The following is a 21901-nucleotide window of genomic DNA, read 5'->3' as shown; positions in this document are numbered from 1 at the left end:
ACATTGTGAAACGCGTCCCAAAACTTGGACATGAGAAATGGGAGACAGTTCGCATCTATGCCGAGGACGAAGTCCTGGCGGGGATTCAGGATGCGCAGAGGAAGCTTGCGGCAGAAAACCCCGACAGAGTCGTGACCGTCGGCGGCAACTGTATGGTGTCGCTTGCCCTCTTCGATTACCTGCACGGGAAATACGAGAACGTTGGAATCGTCTGGATCTATGCGCATCCGGATGTATCCACGCTGAATGATGGCTACCCCAACGCTCACGCCATGGTACTTGGCAGCCTTTTGGAACAGGGTGCACCGCAACTCGTTTCGCGGATGCGGCATCCGGTGTTTAAGCCGAGCGATCTCCTGCATGTCGGGCTACAGCAGCTCCACGACTATCAGGAGGTTTGCTTAAACAAGCATAGGTGTTGCGGTTTTAGCCGATGTCCTCATGGAGGAAAACGACATGCTGGGTCTGTCTGATTAAAGTCCAACAGTTTCCATGAGGCATCTAGCACGGTAAAAGCTAAAGACCCGGGAGACCCCAAACTGTCAACCATCTTTACGGGTGCAAGGGAAACGGGCAAGACAGCCCCCTCTCGCTCCTATCCGAAACGGCGCTTGAACACGGCTGGATTGCAGCGAATGTCTCCGCCATGCCCGGCATGCTCGAAGATATCATCGAGCACACAAAGGAGGCCGCAGGCCGTTACCTCTCGCAGCCCCATACACGCGTGAGCGGAGTTCAAGTTGGGCAGCGGGGCGGTTTAGCGCGCCAATATAATCAAATCGTGCACTTCCATAGCCTCTCGTCTACGTGGTGTACCGTCGTCTCCCCTTTTATCAGAGTTGGGCGATTTTCAGGCACCCGAGCTGAACTCAAATTGAACTCAACGATGCCTTATCGGTCGAGGGCGTCCTAGCGAGAATATACAGAGGCGCACATTTCGCAGGGAACCTCCCATTCGTTATCATATCGGGATGCTGTCAAGGCAGCGTCAATGCGTTCGACCTACACCTTCTCGCTTTTCGAGGCCTCGTCTGCAGGACCATCGGAATCGATACGGAATCGATCGGCATACCATTCATCCGAAGCAATCACCTTATGGAGCATCTGGAGATGCAGGTCGACATAGTGGCAGAACGCCTTGCCGCATTCCACGAGAGGCGCATTGTTTCTCTCGTTGGGCTCGGCTCCAAAATTAAACTCGACCTCATAGCCCTCCCCAGGCACACCCATGCTCGGCAGAATATCAATGGAGAAGTGGACGAATCCAGACGTCACCTTGTATACATCTTTTACCTTTGGATCGAACTTCTCGAGTAAGTCTTGAAGTCTTCCATCGGACATCTTCTCACCCGAGAAATCTTTCAGCTTGTTCACAGGCACACCTTGAAACACCTGCTTGAGAAAGTCATCCTGGTCTTCGGCGGCGAATAATGCGAATGTCCGCAGGCAGACTCCAACCTGTGCGCGGAGAAGCTGGGCGACGCAAACAAGATTCCTCGACTCGAGCATGGAGATGAATCCGTCTATCAGTCTCATCGCATACTCAGAGGAGGATGCCAGATATAGATCCCATTGGGTAAAGTCGCCGTTCATGAAGGGAATCACTGCATTGCGCTCGGCGACTCTCAAGGCACTCAGGCTTTGTTCTATTTTCTCAGCTTCTTGTTTGAACTGTTCGCTATCCAAAATGCCCCCAAATGCCGGCTTCTCAACAAATCAAAAAAGCAAGAGAGACAGAGATTAGGTTCCTGCTCCACTGAACCCACGCTTCCAGTCGAGACACTCCTCCTCGAAGATCTCCCCAGAGTCCCGCCTCTCGCACCCCTCACGGAACTGTCCATATCAGTGTAGCCAATCCAAGCACAGCCCCACCGCACGGCCCAGTCGCTTCCGGTCCTGCGTGGCCCCGTGAAGGCGGAAGGGCGTGGTTGTCGTCATCGCGTTCCTTTCTCCTCGTACCTTTTTGGGCATGCGTCACGGGCCCCCGCGCGGCGCTGAGAGCGAATCGGCGCAGGCTTGGGGCCAGTTGCGTAGAGGTTGAGGTTCGGGTTTCGCCGGCTTACGCAGCTTGGCGGGCAGAGCGTCCGGGCTCGCTGCGCCTAGGGCGCGGCGGGATCCGCGACGCCGGAGGTGTCGATCTCGCCCAGATTGGCGAGCTGCTCGATGAGGGGGAGGCCCATCGGGTCGTCCACCTCGACGCCGCCGAGCACGATGGTGCTGTCGCGTGTGTCTATATGGGTTGTGAACACGGCCGGGTCGAAACCCGAAGCGATAAAGCCAATGCCCGCGAGGACAACACCCGCGGCAACGAGCCCGCCCGCCACGGCGAGGTAGATCTTCTTCGCACTGGTCATGGTACTCACTCCTTTCTACGCCGCGAGATGCGCGGCAGCGCCGCCCTTCTCGCCCTTACCCTTCCAGAAGGGCGAGGCGGCCTTCCTCGCCCAGAGCGCCGAGAGGCGCGCAATTTGTTTTGAGGCTGCCCAAGCGCCAGCACCAACGAAGAGCGCCACGCCGACGAGGCCGAGCCCCACGCCCGCCGAGGCGAGGGCGTACGGGAAGTGGCCGATGATGACGCCGCTTACGGCAAGCAGGAGCCCAACTACGCCCACGCCCCCGAGTGCCACCGCGACGATCCACACGCAGAGCGCCAGCACCCAGATGCAGATATAGACCGTGACGGCCACGGCGGCGAAGGCGGCGAGCAGCGGCACCCACACCGGGGAGCCCACGATGGCCAGCACCCACAGCAGCGCGGTGCTGCGCCGGCGCGTCCTCGCGATCGCGCGCGGCACGGCGGGCAGGTCGTCGAGCGTGGCCTCCGCCACCTCGCCGGGCGTGCCCATGGCGGCCACGGCCTCCTCCTCGCTCATACCGTCCTCCATGCGGTCGGCGATGGCCTCCGCATAGAACGCCTTGGTCTCCTCCACCTGCTCGGCCGGCAGGCAGGCGAGCAGCTCGCCCAACCGGCCCAGAAACTCATCGCGCGTCATGGTGCGCCTCCTCAACGTATGCGTAAATCTCCCGTACGGACGGCCACTCGGCCAGGAACTCCTCGATGCGCGCTCGCCCGTCGTCCGTGATGCGGTAGTACCGGCGCAGCCGCCCGTTGTGCTCGGCGGAGCGCGCCGTGATGCACCCGGCCTTCTCCAGGCGCTTGAGCAGCGGGTAGAGCGTCGACTCCGTGAGCCCCATGCTCGCCGGTACGTCCTTCACGATCTGGTAGCCGTAGGACTCCTCGCCGGAGACGGCCGCGAGCACGCAGGCCTCCAGGAAGCCGCGCTTCATCTGTGCCTCCATCCGCACACCTCCTCTCGTCATATACTGTGCTATACACACTATACGATGCAAGGTATTAGACGTCAACTCTCATCGCGAAGATTCTCCGGCCCCTGCGCGCTGTGAACGTGATGTCGCGGGGCGGTTGGCATTATGCATGAAACGTCAAGTAACGCTCTTTTGATCCACTTCCACTCGGCCCCATTCGCCTTGCACAACGCCCCCTTTCAACCTTGGGTTCAAGAGAGCCGCTAGGCTGGACGTGCCGGACGGTAAAGTCCTGGACGCCATGGTGGACTTCTCCGATGTCAGGGGGGGGTCATAGGTCTACGCCGATGGAGGCCCACGTACGCGGCAGGGCTCGCCCGTCACCGCTGGTCGCCGGACGGCCGCCACGCCTCGCTCGCCAACGCACAGGCAACAGCAGCAGTCCAGCGCTGGCTGGAGACGCCGGAATGCCCAGAAGATGCGTTTCCCATCGCTGCGACAGAGCTTTTTGCAGGGGTGGCAATTTTTCCGAATGCCAAGGTCAGCTAGGCTTCGACAGCCACCTTGGGAGCATCGCCAATAGACTCTTCCTTTATACGTTCGGCATAATCGTAGGCGATACCCACAAATTCCAGTCCCGAGCAACAGGAGTACAATTGCTGCTAATGTTGCCACCTGATGGGAGATGGAAGATGGACTGCGATGGCTACCCATGCGTTCCCATGCCGTTGATGTGTACCGCCTTTGTGCCGGGGCAGATTGACGCTGCGGTTGCAGGCATTTCCGACCCCGATTCGCGCGCCATTGCCACGGCAGAAGCGCTGTACTTTCGCGGACAGGCCACCCTCGCCGCCGAGACAGCACGCCCCCATCTTGACGCCACCGACCCCGCACTGCGCTATTCCGCATGCTTTATCTGCGGATATGCCAGTCTGTCGCTCAACCGTATCGCCGATGCCCGCCGTTGCCTTGCGGGCATCCTCGATACGCCAACTGACGAGGAATCACCCGCCGTCCACGCCACGCATATCCTGTTCGCCTCGGCCGCGAGCGTCCTGCTGCACTTGCCTTCCCCGTATTCCGCCGAAGAGTTTTATCCGCTTGCGGCGCATCTGCCCGAAGGCCTGCGCCTGTTCGCCAGCTACGTGATGGCGCACGCCTTGTATCTGCGCGGCGAATATGGCCGCAGTCTGGGCATGGCGGAAAACGCCCTGATCATGAAACAGGGAAGTTATCCGATCTCGGAACTGTTCCTGCACCTGGCAGCTTCCATGGCATGCATGAGCCTCAAGGACATCGACGCCGCAAAAACGCACTTCGGAGCCGCTTGGGACATTGCGCGCCCCGACGGCCTTATCGAGCTCATCGGCGAGCACCACGGCCTTTTGCAGGGGCTTATCGAGGCATGCCTAAAAACGCAATACCCTGACGACTTCGCGCGCATCATCGAGATCACGTACCGCTTCAGCTACGGCTGGCGGCGCATCCACAACCCCGATTCGGGCGAGGATGTGGCCGACGATCTAACGACCACGGAGTTCACCATGGCCATGCTCGCCTGCCGCGGGTGGACCAATGCCGAAATCGCTCGTCATATGGGTGTGTCGCCGGGCACCGTCAAAAACCGACTATCCGGCGTATACGCAAAGCTTGGCATCGGCACACGCGCCGAACTGGTCGCGCATATGTTGCGTTAGCGACCGGGCTGCCAAGCGCATCGAACGCGCTCCGGGGCCTGGCGCTTTCGCGCGCTCAAATTGGACATTTTGGCCATCGAACGGCACTACCGCCACGGGGCACCTTCTCGCAAAATTGGATTATTTCCTCCGATGTTTGCGGGATGGGAGCCAAAGATGCTTGATCGCCGTTCGTTACTTGTTGCCGGAGCGTCCTCGCTGGCGAGCATTATGTTGCCGCGCGTGCCGGGAAGCGCAAACGCCTTCATATTGCCGTTCGCGCCCACCGCAGCCTATGCCGACGAAAAAGATCCCTTCAGGGTGCTCGTTCTCTCGCGCACCATGTTTGGTGTGGTCGTGGTCGACGTCGCCAATAAGAATACGCCCATCGCAGGTGCCCAGGTCACGCTCGCGTCGCGTTATGCCGCGGGCAAGCAGCTCACCGCCACGACCGATGACGAGGGCACGGCCATCTTTGAGGTCGCGCCGCTTTCGGAAGGCTACGTGGACGAGGTAACGCTCCTTGACGCGTACGACTTTAACGGCGGCATCTCCATTAGCATGGCGGGCTACCGTGATGTCGAGATTCCCCTTGCGCGCATCCAGGGCGGCACCGCCATAACCGCGCCCACGCGTCCGCTTTCCGACGGCGAGCCGTACTTTCGCCAGCTCACATTCGACGAATGGGACATCCAGTACGCTGAAGCCACGTTTATGGCAATGCCAGCGGACGAAGCAGCAAACGACCAACCCGATACGCACGCCTTTACCGTTCAGGCACATCTGCCACAGGGCGGACAGGCAACGGTGCGCATCAACAAAGTGACGCCTGCCGCGGGCAGCTCACCCGAAACCGTCACGCAGATCGGTCAGATCAAGGCTAGCGCATCGGGCGCGGATAATCTGGCGACGTTCACGCTCGAAGACACGTTTCTCGACGCGGCATCGGGCCTTCTGGAAGAAGGGTGCAAACTGCGCTTTGTCCTCGACTATCAAGGCAAAACCTATACACTCTCCTCCCCCATGGCCGTTGTCACCGCGCCGGCCGCAAAGGCGGAATCGGGCTCGACCACCATCATTCCCACCACCATGGACCAAGAGATCACTCCGTTTGATTTCCCCGCGGCGTTTCCCGGCATCGGCGGCAATAAGTTCACGTGCTGGATACCCACATTTCCGATCCTCTTCGATTTCTCGTTTGCTGGATACGTGCTGTTTGGCGGAGGATACAAACCAGCCAGCTATATGAACGATTCGGGCAATCCAGATCCAGAGTACTGGAAGAAATCACCGCGCGAGTCGGGTGCCAAGCAGGCAAACCGCTACCTCGACGAGATGGAGGGGAAGTGGAATCAGTACAAGAGCATGAGTGCCGGTTCGGGCACCGATCCAAGAAACACTAAGCTCCTTCGCCACCATTGCACGCCGCTGTTCACGATGGATATCGCCACACAGCTGTACGGCTCGCTCGCCTACGATTGGGCGGGCAAAACCTGGGGCAACAACAACGACCCCACATACGGCAATATTAAGGCCCTCTTCCAGGTAAGAACCGACCTCAACTGGACCGAACAGTTCACCTTGGGACCGGTGCCGTTTTTCCTAAACGTCAACCCCTGGGTGCTGGCAAAACTGGCGCTCGCCGTGGGCGCCCACACGCACGGCAGCGGCGCGGCGTTTTTCAAGAACATTTCGCTCGACTATTCCAACACGTCGGGCTCGTTCACCATCCAGATCGGACTTGCCGTCACCTTTGGAGCCGGCATTGCAGGCGTCGCTTCGTCCGCTGTGCGTGGCGCCGCATCCCTCACACTGTTCATTGGGTACGAGAAGGCAGATGGACACCAGCTTCCGCGGCTGCGCGTAGGTGCAGACGTCGATGTCGATGTGATACTCCAGTTCGTAATGTTCAAGTGGACTACCAAGGCTTGGTCGGGGTCGTGGCCCACACTCATCGATTCGTGGAATATGTCGGTGAACAATGGCGACCAGTATGTACTCCAGCGCTCTGAGCTGGCATTGGGTGGAAATACGCCTTATACGTTGGATGCCTGCTTCGGCTCGGCCGGCAACGCCGAGGCAGGTGGTGTGCCGCAGTTTATCGCATCGGCCACCATCGTCACCAACGCCGAGCTGCTCGCACGCGCCGAGGTTAAGGCCACTGCCGTAAACGCCGCGCCTGTCGTGCGCGATTGGGATCAAGCGGTCACGCGCATTGAGCTCGAGGCGGATTCAGAAAGCGACGACACGGGACAGATCGAGCATTTCGTCCATGCACTGGTAGAGAACGACGAAAACGCCGCGCCGATGTATGCGTACACCCATATCGGGCAGGCGAAGGACGCCGCTGCGGACCCCAACGCCAATTCTGCCGGCGTGTCGGAAGACGAGCGTGGCGGTATCAAGCCCTCGAACGACAACGTGCTGTTTACTGGCGTGCTCAGCGAAGCTCACATGAAGCTGGCAATGATTGCCGGCGTAGAATGCCTGTTCCGTATCGCCTCGGTGCGCTACGGCGACAATGGCCGCTCGCGCCTGGTGGTGCACACAAAGGCAAACGGCACGTGGTCCGCTCCCACGCCCGTGGACTTTCCCCTTGGGTTTGGCGAGGGCGACGTGGAGCGCGACGGCATATTCGATTACGACTTCGACGTGGTGGAATATACGGACGGAAGAGGAAACCAGGACGCCTACGTGCTGCTGGTCTCGGGCGAGCGCCCCGCCGGCGACAACACCCTTTTCGATACGGCAAGCACAGCCGGCATACTGTCCGTCGTACGCCTGCGCATAAGCAACGACGGAGTTAGCGTGATATCGCACACGTCGTGGCGCAGCATCTCGCGCGGCCGCCTTCAGGAGGATGGCTACCATTGCCTGCAGTGCCCGCGCATCACGGTAGGCAAGACGCTGGTCGACGGACGCCTGTCGGGTGCCTACCTCCACCGCCGCGGAACCACCGCAGAAAAGGCGCTCGGCAGCGAGGCCGAGGTTGCGCTGGAATGCTTTACCCTGTGGTCGGATGATTTGGGCGACAGCCTCACGTTCCGCCAAGTTCTTCGCTTTCCGCAGGCACCGTCGAGTATCGAGTTGGGCGAGCCCGAGAATATCAACGGCAAAATGGTGGTGCCCGTTGCATACGAGACTGCAGGCGGTTGTGGCTGCGCATCGTACGCCGTGATCGGCCAGTCCATTGCAGGCTGGGGCGTTATGTCACCAGACGCCACGGTACCCCGTGCGGTGCCGTGGCCACAACATTCGGGCTTTTTGGCTACCGTCAACGAGCAACTGCAGCATATTACTTGGACGCGAGGCGCATCGGCATTTTCAACGCAGCCCGTGGGTGCCGCAGGCTGTAGCCCGGCATCGTTTAGCGTAAGCAACAACGGCAGGTGCGTGCTCTATGTAGAGAACACCGATGGCAAGGTGGGACAAACCTACGACGAAAAAGGCAACCCTGTAGCAGTGATGGGCAAACACTTCCGCATCTTCGCCAGCACCTTGGCAGGCGATCTGTTCACGGAGCCGTTCGTGATGTGCGAGCTGAACCATCCCGTCGATCAGATAACGACATTTTTGACGTCGGGGGGCATGCTCTCCGCGCTCGCCACGCACATTGTGAGCGCGGAGAAGAGCGAGGCAGAGCTGCACGGCATCGAAGTGCCCTTGGTGGCGTGTGCCACTCCGACGGGCGCGGTCGCTACCTCGGGCGCGGTGGTGCCCGGAGCAGCAGGCGAATCCTTCATGGTCACGGTGCGAAACGACGGCAACACCTTGCTGACCGCCGGCACGATCGATCTGTACCGAGAGGGCTCCAGCCAGCCGTTCTCCAGCGCATCCATCGGATTCAGAGCGAACGCACGCATGGCTTCGATCTACGACCCAGAGCTTGCCGAGGACGCTTCGGCCAACGACATGGCACGCGTGAAATACGCGCTCGAGACGTTGGGCACACGTTTTGCAACGCACCCGCTGGTAGCCGACAACGGCAACGCCGTGCTGGCACCGGGTTGCACGGCACAGTTCCGCATGAGCTTCGCCATCCCCGAGAGCTGGAGCGACGAAGTGGGCAAACGCGTAACGCTGTATGCGAAGGCGCGGAATCTGGTGGCGCTCGATCCCGTAACGCTCGAGGAAATTCGACCGGGCGCAAACTCGACACTGGGTGCCGTACTGCACGAGCTCCATGTGCCCGACGCGGCATGCGAACGCTCGGAGGTTCAGGTCGGCGTATGCGACAGCGCGGATACGATAGGACTTCACGACGCCCCGATGACGGCGGACGGCGATGGTGACACGAGTGGAGGTGGCTCCGGCGGAAGCAGTTCCGGTGGCGGAAGCAGCTCCGGCAGTGGCAAGGACCACGGCAATAACAAGCGCTCCGGAAAAGCGGGCGCACTTGCGGGCACGGGCGATGTCAACGCTCCCCTTACGGCAGCCGCTGCAGCACTCGCCGCGGCAGGAGCCGGCCTCGTCGCCTACAGCGCCCGCCGCACGGCGCTCGAAAAAGACACCGCCAATGAGGTCAATTCGGATAGGCCTCGCTAGCTCCTAGTTACTTTTGTGTGAGACGCCGACTCGGCTCATCGAACACCAAAAGGGGCTGGCCCCGATAACTCGGAGCCAGCCCTGAGTCGCCTGACGTAAGAATCGCGGCGTTACTTGAGCTTCAGTGCCTCCATCATGGGCACGGCGGCATCCCAGTCGATCTTCCAGCCAATCGACACGCGGACGGTCTCGCCCGTCGCGGGAGCCGTCGCAAATAGCGTATGGCCGTTGTCGGGACCGGTAAAGCGCAGCCACGTTATGCCGTTGTACTCGACCTGGTCGGTTGTCGTTTCCTTGCCTTCATAGATCTGCTCCAGGCTTGCAACTTCCTCCTCCGGCGAGCGCGGGAAGATGCTGATGTTCAGGCGTCCTCCAGTCTCGTCGTGGAAGAAGTTTGCCTTTTCGTGCTCTTCGTTGGACGAATCCAGCGTGTACCCATCGGCGGCCTCGATACTGTACGATGCGCAAGCGATGCCGGTCATATTGGCCGCGTCACCAGAATCGGCCACGCCGCCGGCCGCCTTGAACTCCTTGGTCTCGCATCCCGTGGTGTCAAAATGCATGGCCTCATGATTCTTGGCGGGGGCGTAAGCGTCTACGAACTCGACAGTGATGGGCCCGTAGTACGCCGTCTTGGGGGCCCAGAAATACACGTACTCAACGGTCTCGCCCGGGCCGATATCTGGCCTCTTGGAAAGATCGATGCCCTCGTGAAGCTCATCGGGAGCCTCGCTTGCAACGTAGTCGAGCACGGCCGCCTTGCCGGAAGTAAACAACGGGTCGCCTGCCTCAAGATCGCCCTGGGCAGCATGCACGTTAAAGGAACTGAACGTCCTGTTCTTTGTGTTGTTGTTGGTAATCTTGATGTGCAGGTAAAAGCCGTCCTGCTTCTTGGCATCACCGCGATAGAACGTACCGTGAGCCACCGATTCATAGGTAATGCCTGCCACCTCGACCGTCTGCGACTCATAGGCCTTGGGCTTCTCGGCCTTCTCCTGCACAGGTGCGCTCCCGCCCGAGCCACTCGGCGCATTACCGCCGCAGCCGGCCGCCGTACATGCCAGCACGGCCGAAAGCGTCACGGTGGGAATTCCTAACAGCAGCTTCTTCGTCATGGGCTTCATCATCCTCACCGCTCCTTTCGGCTTGCAGCTCATCCGTTGCCCGAGTCCCAAGTCGACCCCGTGGCATCGGCTTCCACTATGAGCGTATGACGAAACACGACGCCGGCGAAGTGACCCACGGCCCAAATAACGACCCGCCAGCGTTCCTTATGGGCCAAAGGGACTCGCACACGCACGCCCGTGGCCCATAAAACGAGACGCTTGTCCCAATGTTCGATTCGGAACAACAATCCGCACGACACGTTTTACCCGTTAATCCGAACGATTGTTCGATGGATTTCGTGTTGGGTGGAATCGCCCAAGGGCTGGGCTATGCTACCTTGACTATCTATATGACTTAAACGCAGCAAAGGAGCACCGAGAGAGCGAGTATGGCAAAAAACACCGCAAACTATGGTAACGACAGTATCCGCCAGCTCAAGGACGAGGAGCGCGTACGCCTGCGCCCCGCCGTCATCTTTGGCTCGGACGGACTCGACGGCTGCGCGCATGCTGCCTTCGAGATCCTGTCCAACGCCGTTGACGAGGCGCGCCAGGGCTACGGCAAGCTCATCACCCTTACCGCCTTTCGCGATGGTTCCATTCAGGTAGAGGACAACGGCCGCGGCTGCCCGCTCGACTGGAACCCCTCCGAGAAGCGCTTTAACTGGGAACTCGTCTTTTGCGAGCTCTACGCAGGTGGCAAATACAACAACAACCAGGGCGGCGACTACGACTTCTCGCTCGGTACCAACGGCCTGGGCTCGTGCGCGACCCAGTACGCCTCCGAATACATGGACGTCACGGTTTGGCGCGACGGCAACAAGTACTCCCTGCACTTTAAGAAGGGCAAGGTCGTTGGCGCCAAAAAGAAGGCACTCGAGATTGAGCCCAGCGACGAGGACCGTACCGGCACCACCATCAAATGGCGCCCCGATCTTGAGGTCTTTACCTCCATCAGCATCCCCCACGATTGGTATCGCGAGACCATGCGCCGCCAGGCCGTGGTCAACGCCAACGTGACCTTCCGCCTGCGTATTGAGGGTGACGATGGCGAGTTTACCGAAGAGGACTTTTGCTATCCCAAGGGCATCGAGGACTACGTGCTCGAGAAGGTCGGTACCGACTACCTCACCGAGCCCTTCTTTATCGAGGCCGACCGTCGCGGTCGCGACCGCGAGGACCTGCCCGACTACAACGTCAAGATCACCGCGTGCATGTGCTTCTCGCGCACCTTCATGATGCAGGAGTACTATCACAACTCATCGTGGCTCGAGAACGGCGGTTCGCCCGAGAAGGCGGCCCGCAGCGCTCTGACCAGCGCCATCGATGCCTACATTAAGCAACAGGGCAAATACAACAAAAACGAGAGCGGCATTAAGTGGCAAGACGTCCAGGACTGCCTAGTGCTAGTGACCAACTGCTTCTCCACCCAGACGTCCTACGAGAACCAGACTAAGAAGGCCATCAATAACCGCTTTATCCAGCAGGCCATGACGGCCTTCTTTAAGGAGCGCCTCTCGACCTACTTGATCGAGAACAAGGACGCCGCCAATAAGATTATGGAGCAGGTGCTCATCAACAAGCGCTCGCGTGAGAACGCCGAAAAGACGCGCCAGAGCATCAAGACCAACCTGCAGCAGAAGACCGACATGGCCAACCGCGTGCAGAAGTTCATCGACTGCCGCTCCAAGGACAAGAGCCGCCGCGAGATCTACATCGTAGAGGGCGACTCGGCAGCAGGCGCCATTCGCACCTCGCGCGATGCCGAGTTCCAGGGCGTTATGCCCGTCCGCGGTAAGATCCTCAACTGCCTGAAGGAGGACTACCCGCGCATCTTTAAGTCCGACATCATCATGGACCTCATGCGCGTGCTGGGCTGCGGCGTGGAAATCAAAGACAAGCGCATCAAGAATCTCGGCGCCTTCGACCTGGACAACCTCAACTGGAACAAGGTCATCATCTGTACGGACGCCGACGTCGACGGTTACCACATCCGCACGCTCGTGCTCACCATGCTCTACCGCCTGGTGCCCACGCTTATCGACGAGGGCTACGTGTATATCGCCGAGTCGCCGCTCTACGAGATCAACTGCAAGGAAAAGACCTACTTTGCCTACACTGAGCTCGAGAAGAACGGCATCCTCAAAGAAATCGGCGACCAAAAGTGCTCCATCAACCGCTCCAAGGGTCTTGGTGAGAACGACCCGGACATGATGTGGCTCACCACCATGAACCCCGAGACGCGTCGCCTGATTAAGGTGGAGCCCGAGGACGTCACCAAGATGGAAACCATGTTCAACCTGTTGTTGGGCAACGACGAGGCGGGCCGCAAGCGCCATATCTCCGAGCACGGCAAGGAATATCTGGACCAGCTGGACCTGCAATAGCAGCAAATCGATAACGACGGCCCATAAGAAGTTCAAGAGGAAATCGTGGCAAAGAAGAAGACGAAAACCCAGCCAAAGAAAAAGCAGGTCAACGCCGAGAACGTCATCGGCCTGCACTCCGAGGTCACCGATCAGCCGATAACGCAGACGCTCGAGGTCAACTACATGCCCTACGCCATGAGCGTCAACGTCTCGCGTGCATTCCCCGAGATCGACGGCTTTAAGCCCTCGCACCGCAAGCTGCTCTACACCATGTATAAGATGGGTCTGCTCAAGGGCGAGCGCCAGAAGAGCGCCAACATCGTGGGCCAAACCATGAAGCTCAACCCGCACGGCGATGCCGCGATCTACGAGACGATGGTGCGTCTGGCGACGGGCAACGAAGCACTGCTTGCCCCCTTCGTGGAGTCGAAGGGCAACTTTGGCAAGTACTATTCGGGCGACCTGAGCTACGCCGCCTCGCGTTACACCGAAGCCAAGCTCTCCCCTATCAGCGCCGAGATCTTCAAGGACATCGACAAGGACCCGGTCGACTTCGTCGACAGCTACGACGGCGCCATGAAGGAGCCGCGCCTGCTGCCCACCACGTTCCCCAATATCCTCGTCTCGGCCAACAAGGGCATCGGCGTCGCCATGGCGTCCGACATCTGCGGCTTCAACCTCAACGAGGTCTGTACCGCAACGATGCACTACCTCAAGGATCCCGATTGCGACCTGCTCGAGTACATGCCCATGCCCGACTTCTCGACCGGCGGCGAGATCATCTACCGCCGCGAGGAGATGGAAAAGATTATCGAGACCGGCCTTGGCAGCTTCCAAATCCGCTCCCGCTGGCGCTGGATTCCCGAAGAGCGCATCATCGAGGTCTACGAGATTCCCTACACCACCAAGACCGATGTCATCATCGAGCGCATCGTCAAGCTCTCCAAGGAGGGCAAGGTCAAGGAGATCGCCGACATCCGCGATGAAACCGACCTCTCGGGCCTGCGCATCGCCATCGACCTTAAGCGCGGTGTCGACCCCGACAAGCTCATGGCCAAGCTCTATCGCTCGACCACGCTGCAGGATTCGTTCTCGTGTAACTTTAACGTGCTGGTCGACGGCTATCCCCGCGTTATGGGCGTGCGCCAGATTCTGCACGAGTGGGTCAAGTGGCGTATTGGGTCCACGCGCCGCCGCATTAACTTTGACCTGGGCAAAAAGTCCGAGCGCCTGCACCTGTTGCACGGCCTTGAGGCAATTCTGCTCGATATCGACAAGGCCATCGCCATCATCCGCGGCACTAAGCTCGAGGCTGAGGTCGTGCCCAACCTTATGAAAGGTTTCGACATCGACGAGACCCAGGCCGAGTTTGTTGCCGAGCTCAAGCTCCGCAATATCAACGAGGAGTACATCCTCAACCGCACCAAGGACATTGCCAAGCTTGAGGGCGAGATTGCCGAGCTTGAGGAGATCCTCTCCAGCGAGGAGAACATCAAGAAGGTCATCAGCGACGAGCTGGCCGCGGTCAACAAGAAGTATGTGATGCCACGCCGCACGGGCAGAATTGAGCCCCATGAGGTCATCGAGGTGAGCCTGGAGCCCGAGGTCGAGGAGTACCCGGTCACCATCATGCTCTCGCGCGATGGCTACCTTAAGAAGATGACGGACCGCGTGCTCAAGAAGGCGACCACGCTCAAGTACAAGGACGGCGATAAACCCTTTATCGAGTTCCCGTCCTCCAACACCCACGAGCTGCTCGTGTTTACCAACAAGAGCCAGGTGTACAAGTGCAAGGTTGCGGCGTTTGAGGACACCAAGTCGGCCCAGCTGGGCTCATACCTGCCGACCGATCTTGAGATGGAACCCGACGAGAGCGTGATCTGGGTCATCGACCCCGAGGACTACAAGGCCGACGTGCTGTTCGTCTTTGAGAACGGCCGCGTGGTGCGCGTCGCGCTTTCTGGATACGTCACCAAGACCAACCGCAAGCGCCTCAAGAACGCCATCTACGGTGGCAGCAAGCTGCTGTATGCACAGGTGCTCAAGGAAGATCGCGACATCGCGCTGGTCTCGAGCGACTATCGTTTGATGAACTTCAACACGTCGCTGCTCAAGACCAAGACGACCACCAACACGCAGGGCGTCCAGGCCTTTACCGCCAAGAAGGGTCGCTCGGTCACCACCGTCGGCACGACCGAGGAGATCCTCGGCGCCGGCGTCTCTGCCGAGAAGTTCACCACGCAGAGCCTCCCCTCCGCCGGTGCCCTTATGAAGGAAAACGACATGCCGAGTCTGTTTGACTAAAACAACGGTGGCCAAACCGTCATGGTTTTGCAAAGCAGCGGGGCCCGGAGCGCAGAAACATCGCGCTCCGGGCCCCGCTCGCTGCAACGTAGTCGGAATAATAGAACTCCCCGTTTTTCACTCCTGCAATCCCACGGCACAAGGCATGTTAAGCCATTAGCAAAACTTGCAAAATTTAGCAAAAGTTGCAAAAATTAGCAAAACTTGCAAAGGAGTTACCATGGAGTACAGCAAGAACCCCTTTACCCCAACATTTGGAAGCATCCCTCCCTTTCTAGCGGGTCGCGAGCATATCCTGCGCGACATAAACCGTGGCTTTATCAATGGCCCGGGAGATCCCAACCTGTCGACCATTTTTACTGGCGCAAGGGGAACGGGCAAGACGGCGCTTCTCTCGCTCCTTTCAGAAACGGCGCTTGAACACGACTGGATCGCAGCAAATGTCTCCGCCATGCCAGGCATGCTCGAAGATATTATCGAGCGAACCAAAGAAGCCGCAGATAGCTATCTCTCACAGCCTCACGCGCGAATAAACGGCGTTCAAATTGGTCCAGTGGGCATCGATTGGACGTATGCTCAAGAGGCCCAGGGCAACTGGCGCACACGTATGAATGGCATCTTTAAGCAACTCGAAAAACATGACATCGGACTTCTCATCACCATCGATGAAGTCACAGTCGATCTCGAAGAAATGCTTCAATTTGCCTCTGTTTACCAGCACTTTGTACGCGAAGGTAAAAAAGTTGCCCTACTCATGGCAGGACTGCCCTACAAAGTATCGGCGTTGCTGCGTAACGATTCCGTCTCGTTCCTCAGGCGCTCCCAGTACCATCAGCTGGGACGAATCACTGACGTTGAAATTGCAAACGCATTCCGCAAAACCATTGAAGCAGGAGGCCGCTCAATCACGCCAGAAGCACTCGAGGATGCCGTGAAGGCCGTCGACGGATTCCCCTACATGATGCAGCTCGTCGGATATCGCACATGGGATGTTTCGGAGAACTCGCCCAAAATCAGCGCACCTGATGTCCAGCAAGGTTCCCTGCTCGCACGCATGGAGCTGCGCGATCGAATTCTCGAAACAACATATCGAGAGCTTTCCGATAAAGACATTGAGTTTTTGCTCGCGATGCTGCCCGATTCTGGCCCCAGCAGAGTCTCGGAGATAGCCAAACGCATGGGCGTCGCCAGCAACTACGCAAGCCAATACAAACGCCGCCTCCTGAAGGACGGCGTCATCGGAGAGCGCGGGCGTGGTCTCGTTGGCTTTGACATCCCCGCGTTCAGGGAATTCTTGAACGAGAAGGCGTTTTAGCATACCGGAATTGTCCGCAAGGGCATCGACGCATGGCGATCAGCAATCCTTATGGTAAGGGCAGCACGCATTTCCGCTAGCGCTGATTGCCATGCGCTCTTCTTGTCCTTAGGCCAGCTTGCGAGCGAGCTCTCGCACCTCTTTCAACTTGGGCGACGATGCCATGCTGTCGCGCTCGGTCATACCGCTGATGGTGACAATGCCCTGGTCCTCCCACTTGCAGTACGCGCAGGCTGACTTGTACATAGCGATCGCCGCATCATAGACGCCCTCGCTGTGGCTATCGAGCAAAAGGGCCGTCTTGGTGAACGGGAAGCCCGTAGCACCGAAGGCGTACAGGCGGTCGATGGCGGCCTTCTCCTGCGCAGTGATATCAAACCAGTAGATAGGCGAAGCGAAGACAACCATGTCGGCGCCTTTCAGCGGCTCGATCACGTCGGCCATGTCATCCTTCTGCACGCAAGTGCCCTCATGGGCGAAGCAATACTGGCACCCCAAGCAACCAGCGATCTTTTTGCCGGCAACGCGGATGACCTCGACCGTATGGCCGGCCTCGCGCGCGGTCTCGGCAAACGCCTCAACCATGGTGTCGGTATTGGCGCCCTTACGCGGACTGCCGCTCAATACAACGATATTCATAGAAATCTCCCTCCCTCATGCCGCAGGCGCGCGGCATATTTTTTGTTTTAACCAAAACGTACGGAGTTATTCAATCGCCTCGTTTCAGCTACTCCCACTCGACAATAGGAGCCACTGGCCAAAAGCCTGTCAACATCAAAACAAGTTTTCAATCTATCGATTCTACGTGAGGCAATGGTCCTCATTTGATACCCGCGCTGTTTGCGCACTAGGGAGCAAAGGAATCTGGCCGCCGCTCAAATAAGATCACCGCCATCTTGCATAAACGACGCCATGTTAAGGTGCCTGATGCCATCCCTCTCCTGCAATAGAGGATCAAGCGTGAACAAGTAGCGCGGATAACCATCCCTGATGTGGCCGAACGGCCTGTACTCGCGCTCCTCGACGCCTCTGTCGGCAATCGACATAGAGACCTGGATGTAGGCGTAAGCATTGCGCCTACGAGCGATGAAGTCACACTCGAGCTTCCCAATACGGCCCACAGAAAGCTCATACCCGCGCGATGCAAGATAGAGGTAGATCTTCACGTCGGTATATACGCAAGATGCGCCCCCTTTTTTCTCAGCGTCCATTTCATCAGTTATGGGGGTGCTTTTTTACATTTTATAAAAAAGCGTACCGATAACTTATTCCCACTCAGTTTCGAAAATCGAATGGTTTTGAAGTTTCGAAAGCGGCAGGGCACCATGCATAAGGGCATGTTGGGATCCGCACCAGTAAAACAGGAATTGACTCACGCGAGAAGGCGCCGCCCCGTCGCCTCGATGCGTGCGACAGGCAGATTAGGTTTGGGGAGTAGAACGGCCCTTGCGCGAGGCGTGAATTGTAATCGATAAAGCCGAGCTTTGAGAACATGCGGTTTATCTCGTCGAACGTTGAGTCAACAGGGGCTTGCGCCCCGTCGGCCGACTTGGCGACGCCCATGTCCATGATGCCGGGCACAAGTGTGAATGCGCCACGTGGAGGCGAAGGGGTCACCCGAAAGGTTGATGGTAAGCGAGCACCAGAGGTCAAGGTGGTCCTCGCCTTCCGGGTTTGTGAGGTCGAGGGCGAGTGCCCCTCCCTCGGTCGCGTACAGCGGCGGCAGGCACTCGGCCAGCTCCTCAGTCATAAGCGCTTGCATGTCCGTCTCCCCTCCAGGCCACGTCGGACCCCTAGAATCTTCGCCCCGCGGGCAAAGCCTCGGCGCGCACCATGGCATCTCGGCTTTGCCCCCTGCAATGTCGCGCAGCGGAGACACCACCTGAGACGGATGTCGATGCATCGAACCCGAGACCGGGCGCGGCGGCGGGGAGCCTCTCGCGCGAACAATCTGCTCGATCCTGCCGCACCCATCTTAAAAAAGTTCGAAAAACGTTCAATCGTACGACATCCGTCGAACAGTCGGGGGTACACACCACTACAGAAGGCCCACGGAACGGGGGGCGAGATGGTCGGCGACGGGTTCAAGGCACTCTCCGGCCCCACGCTCCGCTAGGGAGGGCGTCGGGAGGGAGGCCGTAATGGGTGAGAAGGACGAGCGGCCGGAGCGGGTGTTCCCCGGCAGGACAGACCCGTGGTTCATAGCGGCCATGGTGATTGTGGCGGGCGGTTTATCCGCGGCGTGTATCGCGTGTTTCCTGAGCTCGAGTCCCGCGCTCCTATGGGGCTGGTTCGCGCTGCTGCCCGTCCCGGCCCTCGTGGCCCTGGCCGCCCTTCCCGTCCGCAGCAACCGTCTCGAGCTCTACGGCGACCGCCTCGTCGTCGTGTACGCTAGGATGCGTTCGGTGATACCCTACGCCCACGTGCGGGGCGTCCGGCGCACCAGGACGCTCTGGGCGGGGACGGCCAACTCGCTCGACCGCGTCTATATCGAGGCGCCCTACGACGGCGACGCCATCGTCTCGGTGACCGACAACGATGCCCTCGTGGCAGAGCTCGAGCGTAGGTGCGGCCTGCGGCCCGGCTGCGAACAAGGCAACTAGCTTCGCAGGGCGGCTATCAGCGACTTGCTGCTCATCGTCATATCACGACGGTCAATTCTGGGTCGGGCTGGCGGAGCACGTCGAGGGCGGAAGGTATGGCGTCGCCCGCATCGTCTTCGGCGCGGAGCCGTCCGATGAGGAGATTCTGCGATTCGTTACAAGCGAATGGGAAAAGTTCTCGTTCTTCGGCGACAAGGCCACTGAAACAAGCAAGCCCGCGAAGAACCCCAAGCGGCGCGCTCGTGAGGCAGCGAAAGCCCTTAAACGGCCCGCGGTGAGCACCAAGGCACAACAGGCGCTCGCGGCACAGCGGGAAGCGATGAAGCGGGAGTCGGCTCAAGCAAGAAGTCAGCGTCGTGCGGATGAGGCGGAGACGCGCTTCGAGCAGCGAAAGTTGAAGCGCAAGCAGAAACATCGCGGGCATTGATCGCTATTTGCAGCAAGGCAAACCATATACAGCAGCGGCGCCAGTTCCACTTGAAGCCGACGCCGCGTAGACGCTGATGGTGACGGCTATGCACGGGCACGGGCGCGCCACCGCACTTCACAGCTTGTTTCTCAAGTATTTGGGACGCACACACGGCGTTCAAAAATGCGGAGCGACTCCACATGGCTCGAGACTGAGCCGAGATGCCCTACTTCTCGCCCTCCAGCAGCCCCACGATGCGGTCGATGTCGACGGCAAAGCGAGGCCTTCCCTCGCGCTCGTAGCGGTCGAGGTATGCCTGGCACTCGGAGACAATGCGCTTAGTGTTGCCATCGATGATGCGCTGGAGCGTCTCGTAGTAGGCCGAGCCCTCGGTCCTGAAGCGGCGCTGGTAGGCCTTGGTTATGGGGAACATCTTGATGTAGTGGATGCCGTGGCGGCAGCCGGGGCGCGTCGTGGGGCGGGGCGGCAACGCAAAGTACTGGTCTTTGGGCACGTTAGGGGCGATGTTGGAACGCAGCGGCACGGCGAAGTCCCTGCGCTTCCCGCGGAAACGCAGCCTCACCACCACGATGCAAGGACGATTGTGCTTAAGCATGAGCTCGCGGTCGCCCTCGACGAGGTCGAAGAAGTCCTGGGAGATGGATACGATCTTCATCGGTTACGCCCCCCTTCATACGAAGCGGGGCCCGCATCGCTGCAGGCCCCTACAGGTGGGCGATATTCTACGCCTTGCGGCACCCCGTCGCCCACGGAGGTTAAACGTACACGTAAGCCGTACTCTGAAAGCCGCGGCTTCCGGCAAGTAGTTTATACCACGAAAGGTCGCTTTCGATGCGCCTAGCTCGCAAAATAACACTCGATGGGCCGTCACCCCTGATCTTCTCGACCGTCTCCTCCGGGTACTTATTGCGTGCCATGGGCACCTCCGTCCTTGTTATCGCGATAAACATACCATGAGTGGCGTACGGGTCGAGAAGGGCTGGCGCCAAAAGAGCCCAACGGCCGTTACAGCTTCGTTAGAAACGCGCCCCACCATGGATGGTGAACCCGAAAGGCAAGGCGCGCGGGCACGGTGGCTCGGCCCGCGCGCCCGGAAGAGAAAGGACGAACCCATGGGTTACATGCTCGAGACGCGCGGGCTCACCAAGCGCTTCGGACGCGGCGACCAGGCGCAGGACGCCGTGGCCGACGTGAGCCTTCATATCCGCGAGGGCGAGGTGTACGGGCTGCTCGGCCCCAACGGCGCCGGCAAGTCGACAACGCTCAAGATGATCTGCGGGATGCTGCGGCCGACGGCCGGGGAGATCCTCTTTGCCGGGCACGCCTGGCGCCGCGAGGACCTCTACGCAATCGGCAGCCTCATCGAGGAGGCGCCGCTCTACCCCAACCTCACCGCGCGCGAGAACCTGCGCGTTCGCACCACGCTGCTGGGCCTTCCCGAGAGCCGCGTAGATGAGGTGCTCGCCGCCGTGGACCTCGCGGACACCGGGAAGAAGCGCGCCGGGCGCTTCTCGATGGGCATGCGGCAGCGCCTGGGGCTCGCGCTGGCGCTGATCGCCCGGCCACGCCTGCTTGTGCTCGACGAGCCCACCAACGGCCTCGACCCCATCGGCATCGAGGAGCTGCGCGACCAGATCCGCGGCTTCGCGGCGGCGGGTACGACGGTGATCGTCTCGAGCCACATCCTCTCCGAGGTGCAGCAGATGGCGGACACCATCGGCATCATCTACGGGGGGCGCCTCGCCTACGAGGATGCGCTTCGGCCCGGGCAGGACCTCGAGGAACTCTTCATGAGCGTCTGCCGGGAGGGGCGTCGAGCGCGCGGGGAGGTGGCGGCATGACGGGCGAGAAAGGCGGCCTGCTCGCGGGCCTGCGCGCCGAGGCCCTGAAGTCGCGCCACGCGGCACCGGTTCGCCTGGCCGTGCTCATGGCGCTGCCGATGCCGCTGCTCGGCGCGATGCCCTACCGGGGCGTGCAGATCTTTAGCGCGTGGAACTACTGGTACGCGCTCTTCCTGCCCGTGTCTCTCTCGCTCGTGGTGGCGTGCGTCGCGCGGGCGGACGCGCGCACGCGGATGCGGGGGCTTCTGGGCCTGGGCTTCCCGCTTAGGCGCGCCTGGTGGGCCAAGGCGCTCTGGTGCCTCGCGCTCTGCACGCTCTCGAACCTCGTGGTCTTCGGCATCTACCTCGCGGGCTCGGCGTTCTCCTCGCAGGGCCTCACGGCCGCGGGCACGCTCACGATGCTCCTCTGCGCGCTCGCCAACACGGTGACCGCGGCGTGGATGAT

Annotated in this window: 18 protein-coding genes and 1 pseudogene; 10 read left to right on the top strand and 9 right to left on the bottom strand. The window is 59.9% G+C overall.

The window, feature by feature from the left end:
- Positions 1–5 precede the first annotated feature (5 nt).
- Positions 6–473 carry an arginase family protein gene (locus DWZ01_RS04210; RefSeq protein ID WP_199412387.1) on the top strand — a complete coding sequence of 156 codons (468 nt, stop codon included), beginning with the start codon at positions 6–8 and terminating at the stop codon, positions 471–473.
- 529 nt (positions 474–1002) lie between these two features.
- On the opposite strand, the gene DWZ01_RS04200 is transcribed toward DWZ01_RS04210, so the two are convergent.
- The 4 genes from DWZ01_RS04200 to DWZ01_RS04185 all read right to left on the bottom strand — a co-directional run bounded on the left by DWZ01_RS04200 (position 1003) and on the right by DWZ01_RS04185 (position 3300).
- Entirely contained in the window at positions 1003–1686 is a 684-nt protein-coding gene (locus DWZ01_RS04200; protein ID WP_117848186.1) for a hypothetical protein, read from the bottom strand.
- Positions 1687–2099: 413 nt separating this feature from the next.
- Complete coding sequence (locus tag DWZ01_RS04195) at positions 2100–2354, bottom strand: hypothetical protein (RefSeq protein WP_117848184.1); 255 nt, start codon at positions 2352–2354, stop codon at positions 2100–2102.
- Between the two features lie 15 nt (positions 2355–2369).
- A complete protein-coding gene (locus DWZ01_RS04190; protein ID WP_117848183.1) occupies positions 2370–2993 on the bottom strand; it encodes a DUF1700 domain-containing protein in 624 nt (207 codons plus the stop codon).
- Positions 2980–3300: a PadR family transcriptional regulator gene (locus DWZ01_RS04185; protein WP_022093836.1), complete on the bottom strand. Its 321-nt coding sequence runs from the start codon at positions 3298–3300 to the stop codon at positions 2980–2982. Before DWZ01_RS04185 ends, DWZ01_RS04190 begins: the two co-directional genes overlap by 14 nt.
- A gap of 659 nt (positions 3301–3959) precedes the next feature.
- Between DWZ01_RS04185 and DWZ01_RS10800 the strand changes: the two genes are divergently transcribed.
- A complete protein-coding gene (locus DWZ01_RS10800; RefSeq protein WP_199408144.1) occupies positions 3960–4964 on the top strand; it encodes a helix-turn-helix transcriptional regulator in 1005 nt (334 codons plus the stop codon).
- Positions 4965–5120: 156 nt separating this feature from the next.
- Positions 5121–9488 (top strand): hypothetical protein, encoded by a 4368-nt coding sequence (locus tag DWZ01_RS04175; protein ID WP_117848181.1) that lies wholly within the window; start codon positions 5121–5123, stop codon positions 9486–9488.
- Positions 9489–9598: 110 nt separating this feature from the next.
- On the opposite strand, the gene DWZ01_RS04170 is transcribed toward DWZ01_RS04175, so the two are convergent.
- Positions 9599–10615 carry a hypothetical protein gene (locus tag DWZ01_RS04170; RefSeq protein ID WP_117848179.1) on the bottom strand — a complete coding sequence of 339 codons (1017 nt, stop codon included), beginning with the start codon at positions 10613–10615 and terminating at the stop codon, positions 9599–9601.
- Between the two features lie 368 nt (positions 10616–10983).
- Between DWZ01_RS04170 and DWZ01_RS04165 the strand changes: the two genes are divergently transcribed.
- The 3 genes from DWZ01_RS04165 (at position 10984) to DWZ01_RS04155 (ending at position 16582) form a co-directional block, all read left to right on the top strand.
- On the top strand, positions 10984–12981 hold the full coding sequence (locus DWZ01_RS04165; protein ID WP_117848178.1) for a type IIA DNA topoisomerase subunit B: 1998 nt from the start codon (positions 10984–10986) through the stop codon (positions 12979–12981).
- Positions 12982–13026: 45 nt separating this feature from the next.
- Positions 13027–15267, top strand: a complete 2241-nt coding sequence (locus DWZ01_RS04160; protein ID WP_117848176.1) for a DNA gyrase subunit A — start codon at positions 13027–13029, stop codon at positions 15265–15267.
- Positions 15268–15487: 220 nt separating this feature from the next.
- Positions 15488–16582: an ATP-binding protein gene (locus DWZ01_RS04155; RefSeq protein WP_117848174.1), complete on the top strand. Its 1095-nt coding sequence runs from the start codon at positions 15488–15490 to the stop codon at positions 16580–16582.
- A 108-nt stretch (positions 16583–16690) separates the two neighbouring features.
- On the opposite strand, the gene DWZ01_RS04150 is transcribed toward DWZ01_RS04155, so the two are convergent.
- From DWZ01_RS04150 to DWZ01_RS04140, 3 genes are all read right to left on the bottom strand, one after another.
- The gene (locus DWZ01_RS04150; protein ID WP_117848172.1) at positions 16691–17221 is read right to left on the bottom strand and encodes a flavodoxin family protein; all 531 of its coding nucleotides are present in this window, start codon (positions 17219–17221) and stop codon (positions 16691–16693) included.
- 236 nt (positions 17222–17457) lie between these two features.
- Complete coding sequence (locus DWZ01_RS10795; RefSeq protein WP_199412386.1) at positions 17458–17793, bottom strand: ATP-binding protein; 336 nt, start codon at positions 17791–17793, stop codon at positions 17458–17460.
- Between the two features lie 308 nt (positions 17794–18101).
- On the bottom strand, positions 18102–18344 hold the full coding sequence (locus DWZ01_RS04140) for a hypothetical protein (protein ID WP_117848171.1): 243 nt from the start codon (positions 18342–18344) through the stop codon (positions 18102–18104).
- Between the two features lie 379 nt (positions 18345–18723).
- Between DWZ01_RS04140 and DWZ01_RS04135 the strand changes: the two genes are divergently transcribed.
- Positions 18724–19185 carry a PH domain-containing protein gene (locus DWZ01_RS04135; RefSeq protein ID WP_117848169.1) on the top strand — a complete coding sequence of 154 codons (462 nt, stop codon included), beginning with the start codon at positions 18724–18726 and terminating at the stop codon, positions 19183–19185.
- Positions 19121–19612 carry a YjdF family protein gene (locus tag DWZ01_RS04130; RefSeq protein WP_199412385.1) on the top strand — a complete coding sequence of 164 codons (492 nt, stop codon included), beginning with the start codon at positions 19121–19123 and terminating at the stop codon, positions 19610–19612. The genes DWZ01_RS04135 and DWZ01_RS04130 overlap by 65 nt, the downstream gene beginning before the upstream one ends.
- A gap of 208 nt (positions 19613–19820) precedes the next feature.
- Here DWZ01_RS04130 and DWZ01_RS04125 read toward each other — a convergent pair whose 3' ends face one another.
- Positions 19821–20270, bottom strand: a complete 450-nt coding sequence (locus DWZ01_RS04125; protein ID WP_117848167.1) for a hypothetical protein — start codon at positions 20268–20270, stop codon at positions 19821–19823.
- A 457-nt stretch (positions 20271–20727) separates the two neighbouring features.
- On the opposite strand from DWZ01_RS04125, the gene DWZ01_RS04115 reads away from it, so the two are divergent.
- Both DWZ01_RS04115 and DWZ01_RS04110 read left to right on the top strand, forming a co-directional pair.
- Complete coding sequence (locus DWZ01_RS04115) at positions 20728–21456, top strand: lantibiotic protection ABC transporter ATP-binding protein (protein WP_035136943.1); 729 nt, start codon at positions 20728–20730, stop codon at positions 21454–21456.
- Positions 21453–21901, top strand: a pseudogene (locus tag DWZ01_RS04110) (hypothetical protein); the annotation flags it as partial. The gene DWZ01_RS04115 and the pseudogene DWZ01_RS04110, both read left to right, overlap by 4 nt.

The organism is Collinsella sp. AF28-5AC (genome assembly GCF_003457875.1).
Lineage (GTDB): Bacteria > Actinomycetota > Coriobacteriia > Coriobacteriales > Coriobacteriaceae > Collinsella.
This window is presented reverse-complemented; position numbering and strand designations above follow the sequence as displayed.

Coding starts and splice junctions, on each gene's coding strand:
- DWZ01_RS04185 (WP_022093836.1), bottom strand. CDS start 3,300: ATGGAGGCACAGATGAAGCGCGGCTTCCTGGAGGCCTGCGTGCTCGCG.
- DWZ01_RS04165 (WP_117848178.1), top strand. CDS start 10,984: ATGGCAAAAAACACCGCAAACTATGGTAACGACAGTATCCGCCAGCTC.
- DWZ01_RS04130 (WP_199412385.1), top strand. CDS start 19,121: ATGCCCTCGTGGCAGAGCTCGAGCGTAGGTGCGGCCTGCGGCCCGGCT.
- DWZ01_RS04155 (WP_117848174.1), top strand. CDS start 15,488: ATGGAGTACAGCAAGAACCCCTTTACCCCAACATTTGGAAGCATCCCT.
- DWZ01_RS10800 (WP_199408144.1), top strand. CDS start 3,960: ATGGACTGCGATGGCTACCCATGCGTTCCCATGCCGTTGATGTGTACC.
- DWZ01_RS04125 (WP_117848167.1), bottom strand. CDS start 20,270: ATGAAGATCGTATCCATCTCCCAGGACTTCTTCGACCTCGTCGAGGGC.
- DWZ01_RS04175 (WP_117848181.1), top strand. CDS start 5,121: ATGCTTGATCGCCGTTCGTTACTTGTTGCCGGAGCGTCCTCGCTGGCG.
- DWZ01_RS04170 (WP_117848179.1), bottom strand. CDS start 10,615: ATGATGAAGCCCATGACGAAGAAGCTGCTGTTAGGAATTCCCACCGTG.
- DWZ01_RS04190 (WP_117848183.1), bottom strand. CDS start 2,993: ATGACGCGCGATGAGTTTCTGGGCCGGTTGGGCGAGCTGCTCGCCTGC.
- DWZ01_RS04115 (WP_035136943.1), top strand. CDS start 20,728: ATGGGTTACATGCTCGAGACGCGCGGGCTCACCAAGCGCTTCGGACGC.
- DWZ01_RS04195 (WP_117848184.1), bottom strand. CDS start 2,354: ATGACCAGTGCGAAGAAGATCTACCTCGCCGTGGCGGGCGGGCTCGTT.
- DWZ01_RS04140 (WP_117848171.1), bottom strand. CDS start 18,344: ATGCAAGCGCTTATGACTGAGGAGCTGGCCGAGTGCCTGCCGCCGCTG.
- DWZ01_RS10795 (WP_199412386.1), bottom strand. CDS start 17,793: ATGGACGCTGAGAAAAAAGGGGGCGCATCTTGCGTATATACCGACGTG.
- DWZ01_RS04135 (WP_117848169.1), top strand. CDS start 18,724: ATGGGTGAGAAGGACGAGCGGCCGGAGCGGGTGTTCCCCGGCAGGACA.
- DWZ01_RS04150 (WP_117848172.1), bottom strand. CDS start 17,221: ATGAATATCGTTGTATTGAGCGGCAGTCCGCGTAAGGGCGCCAATACC.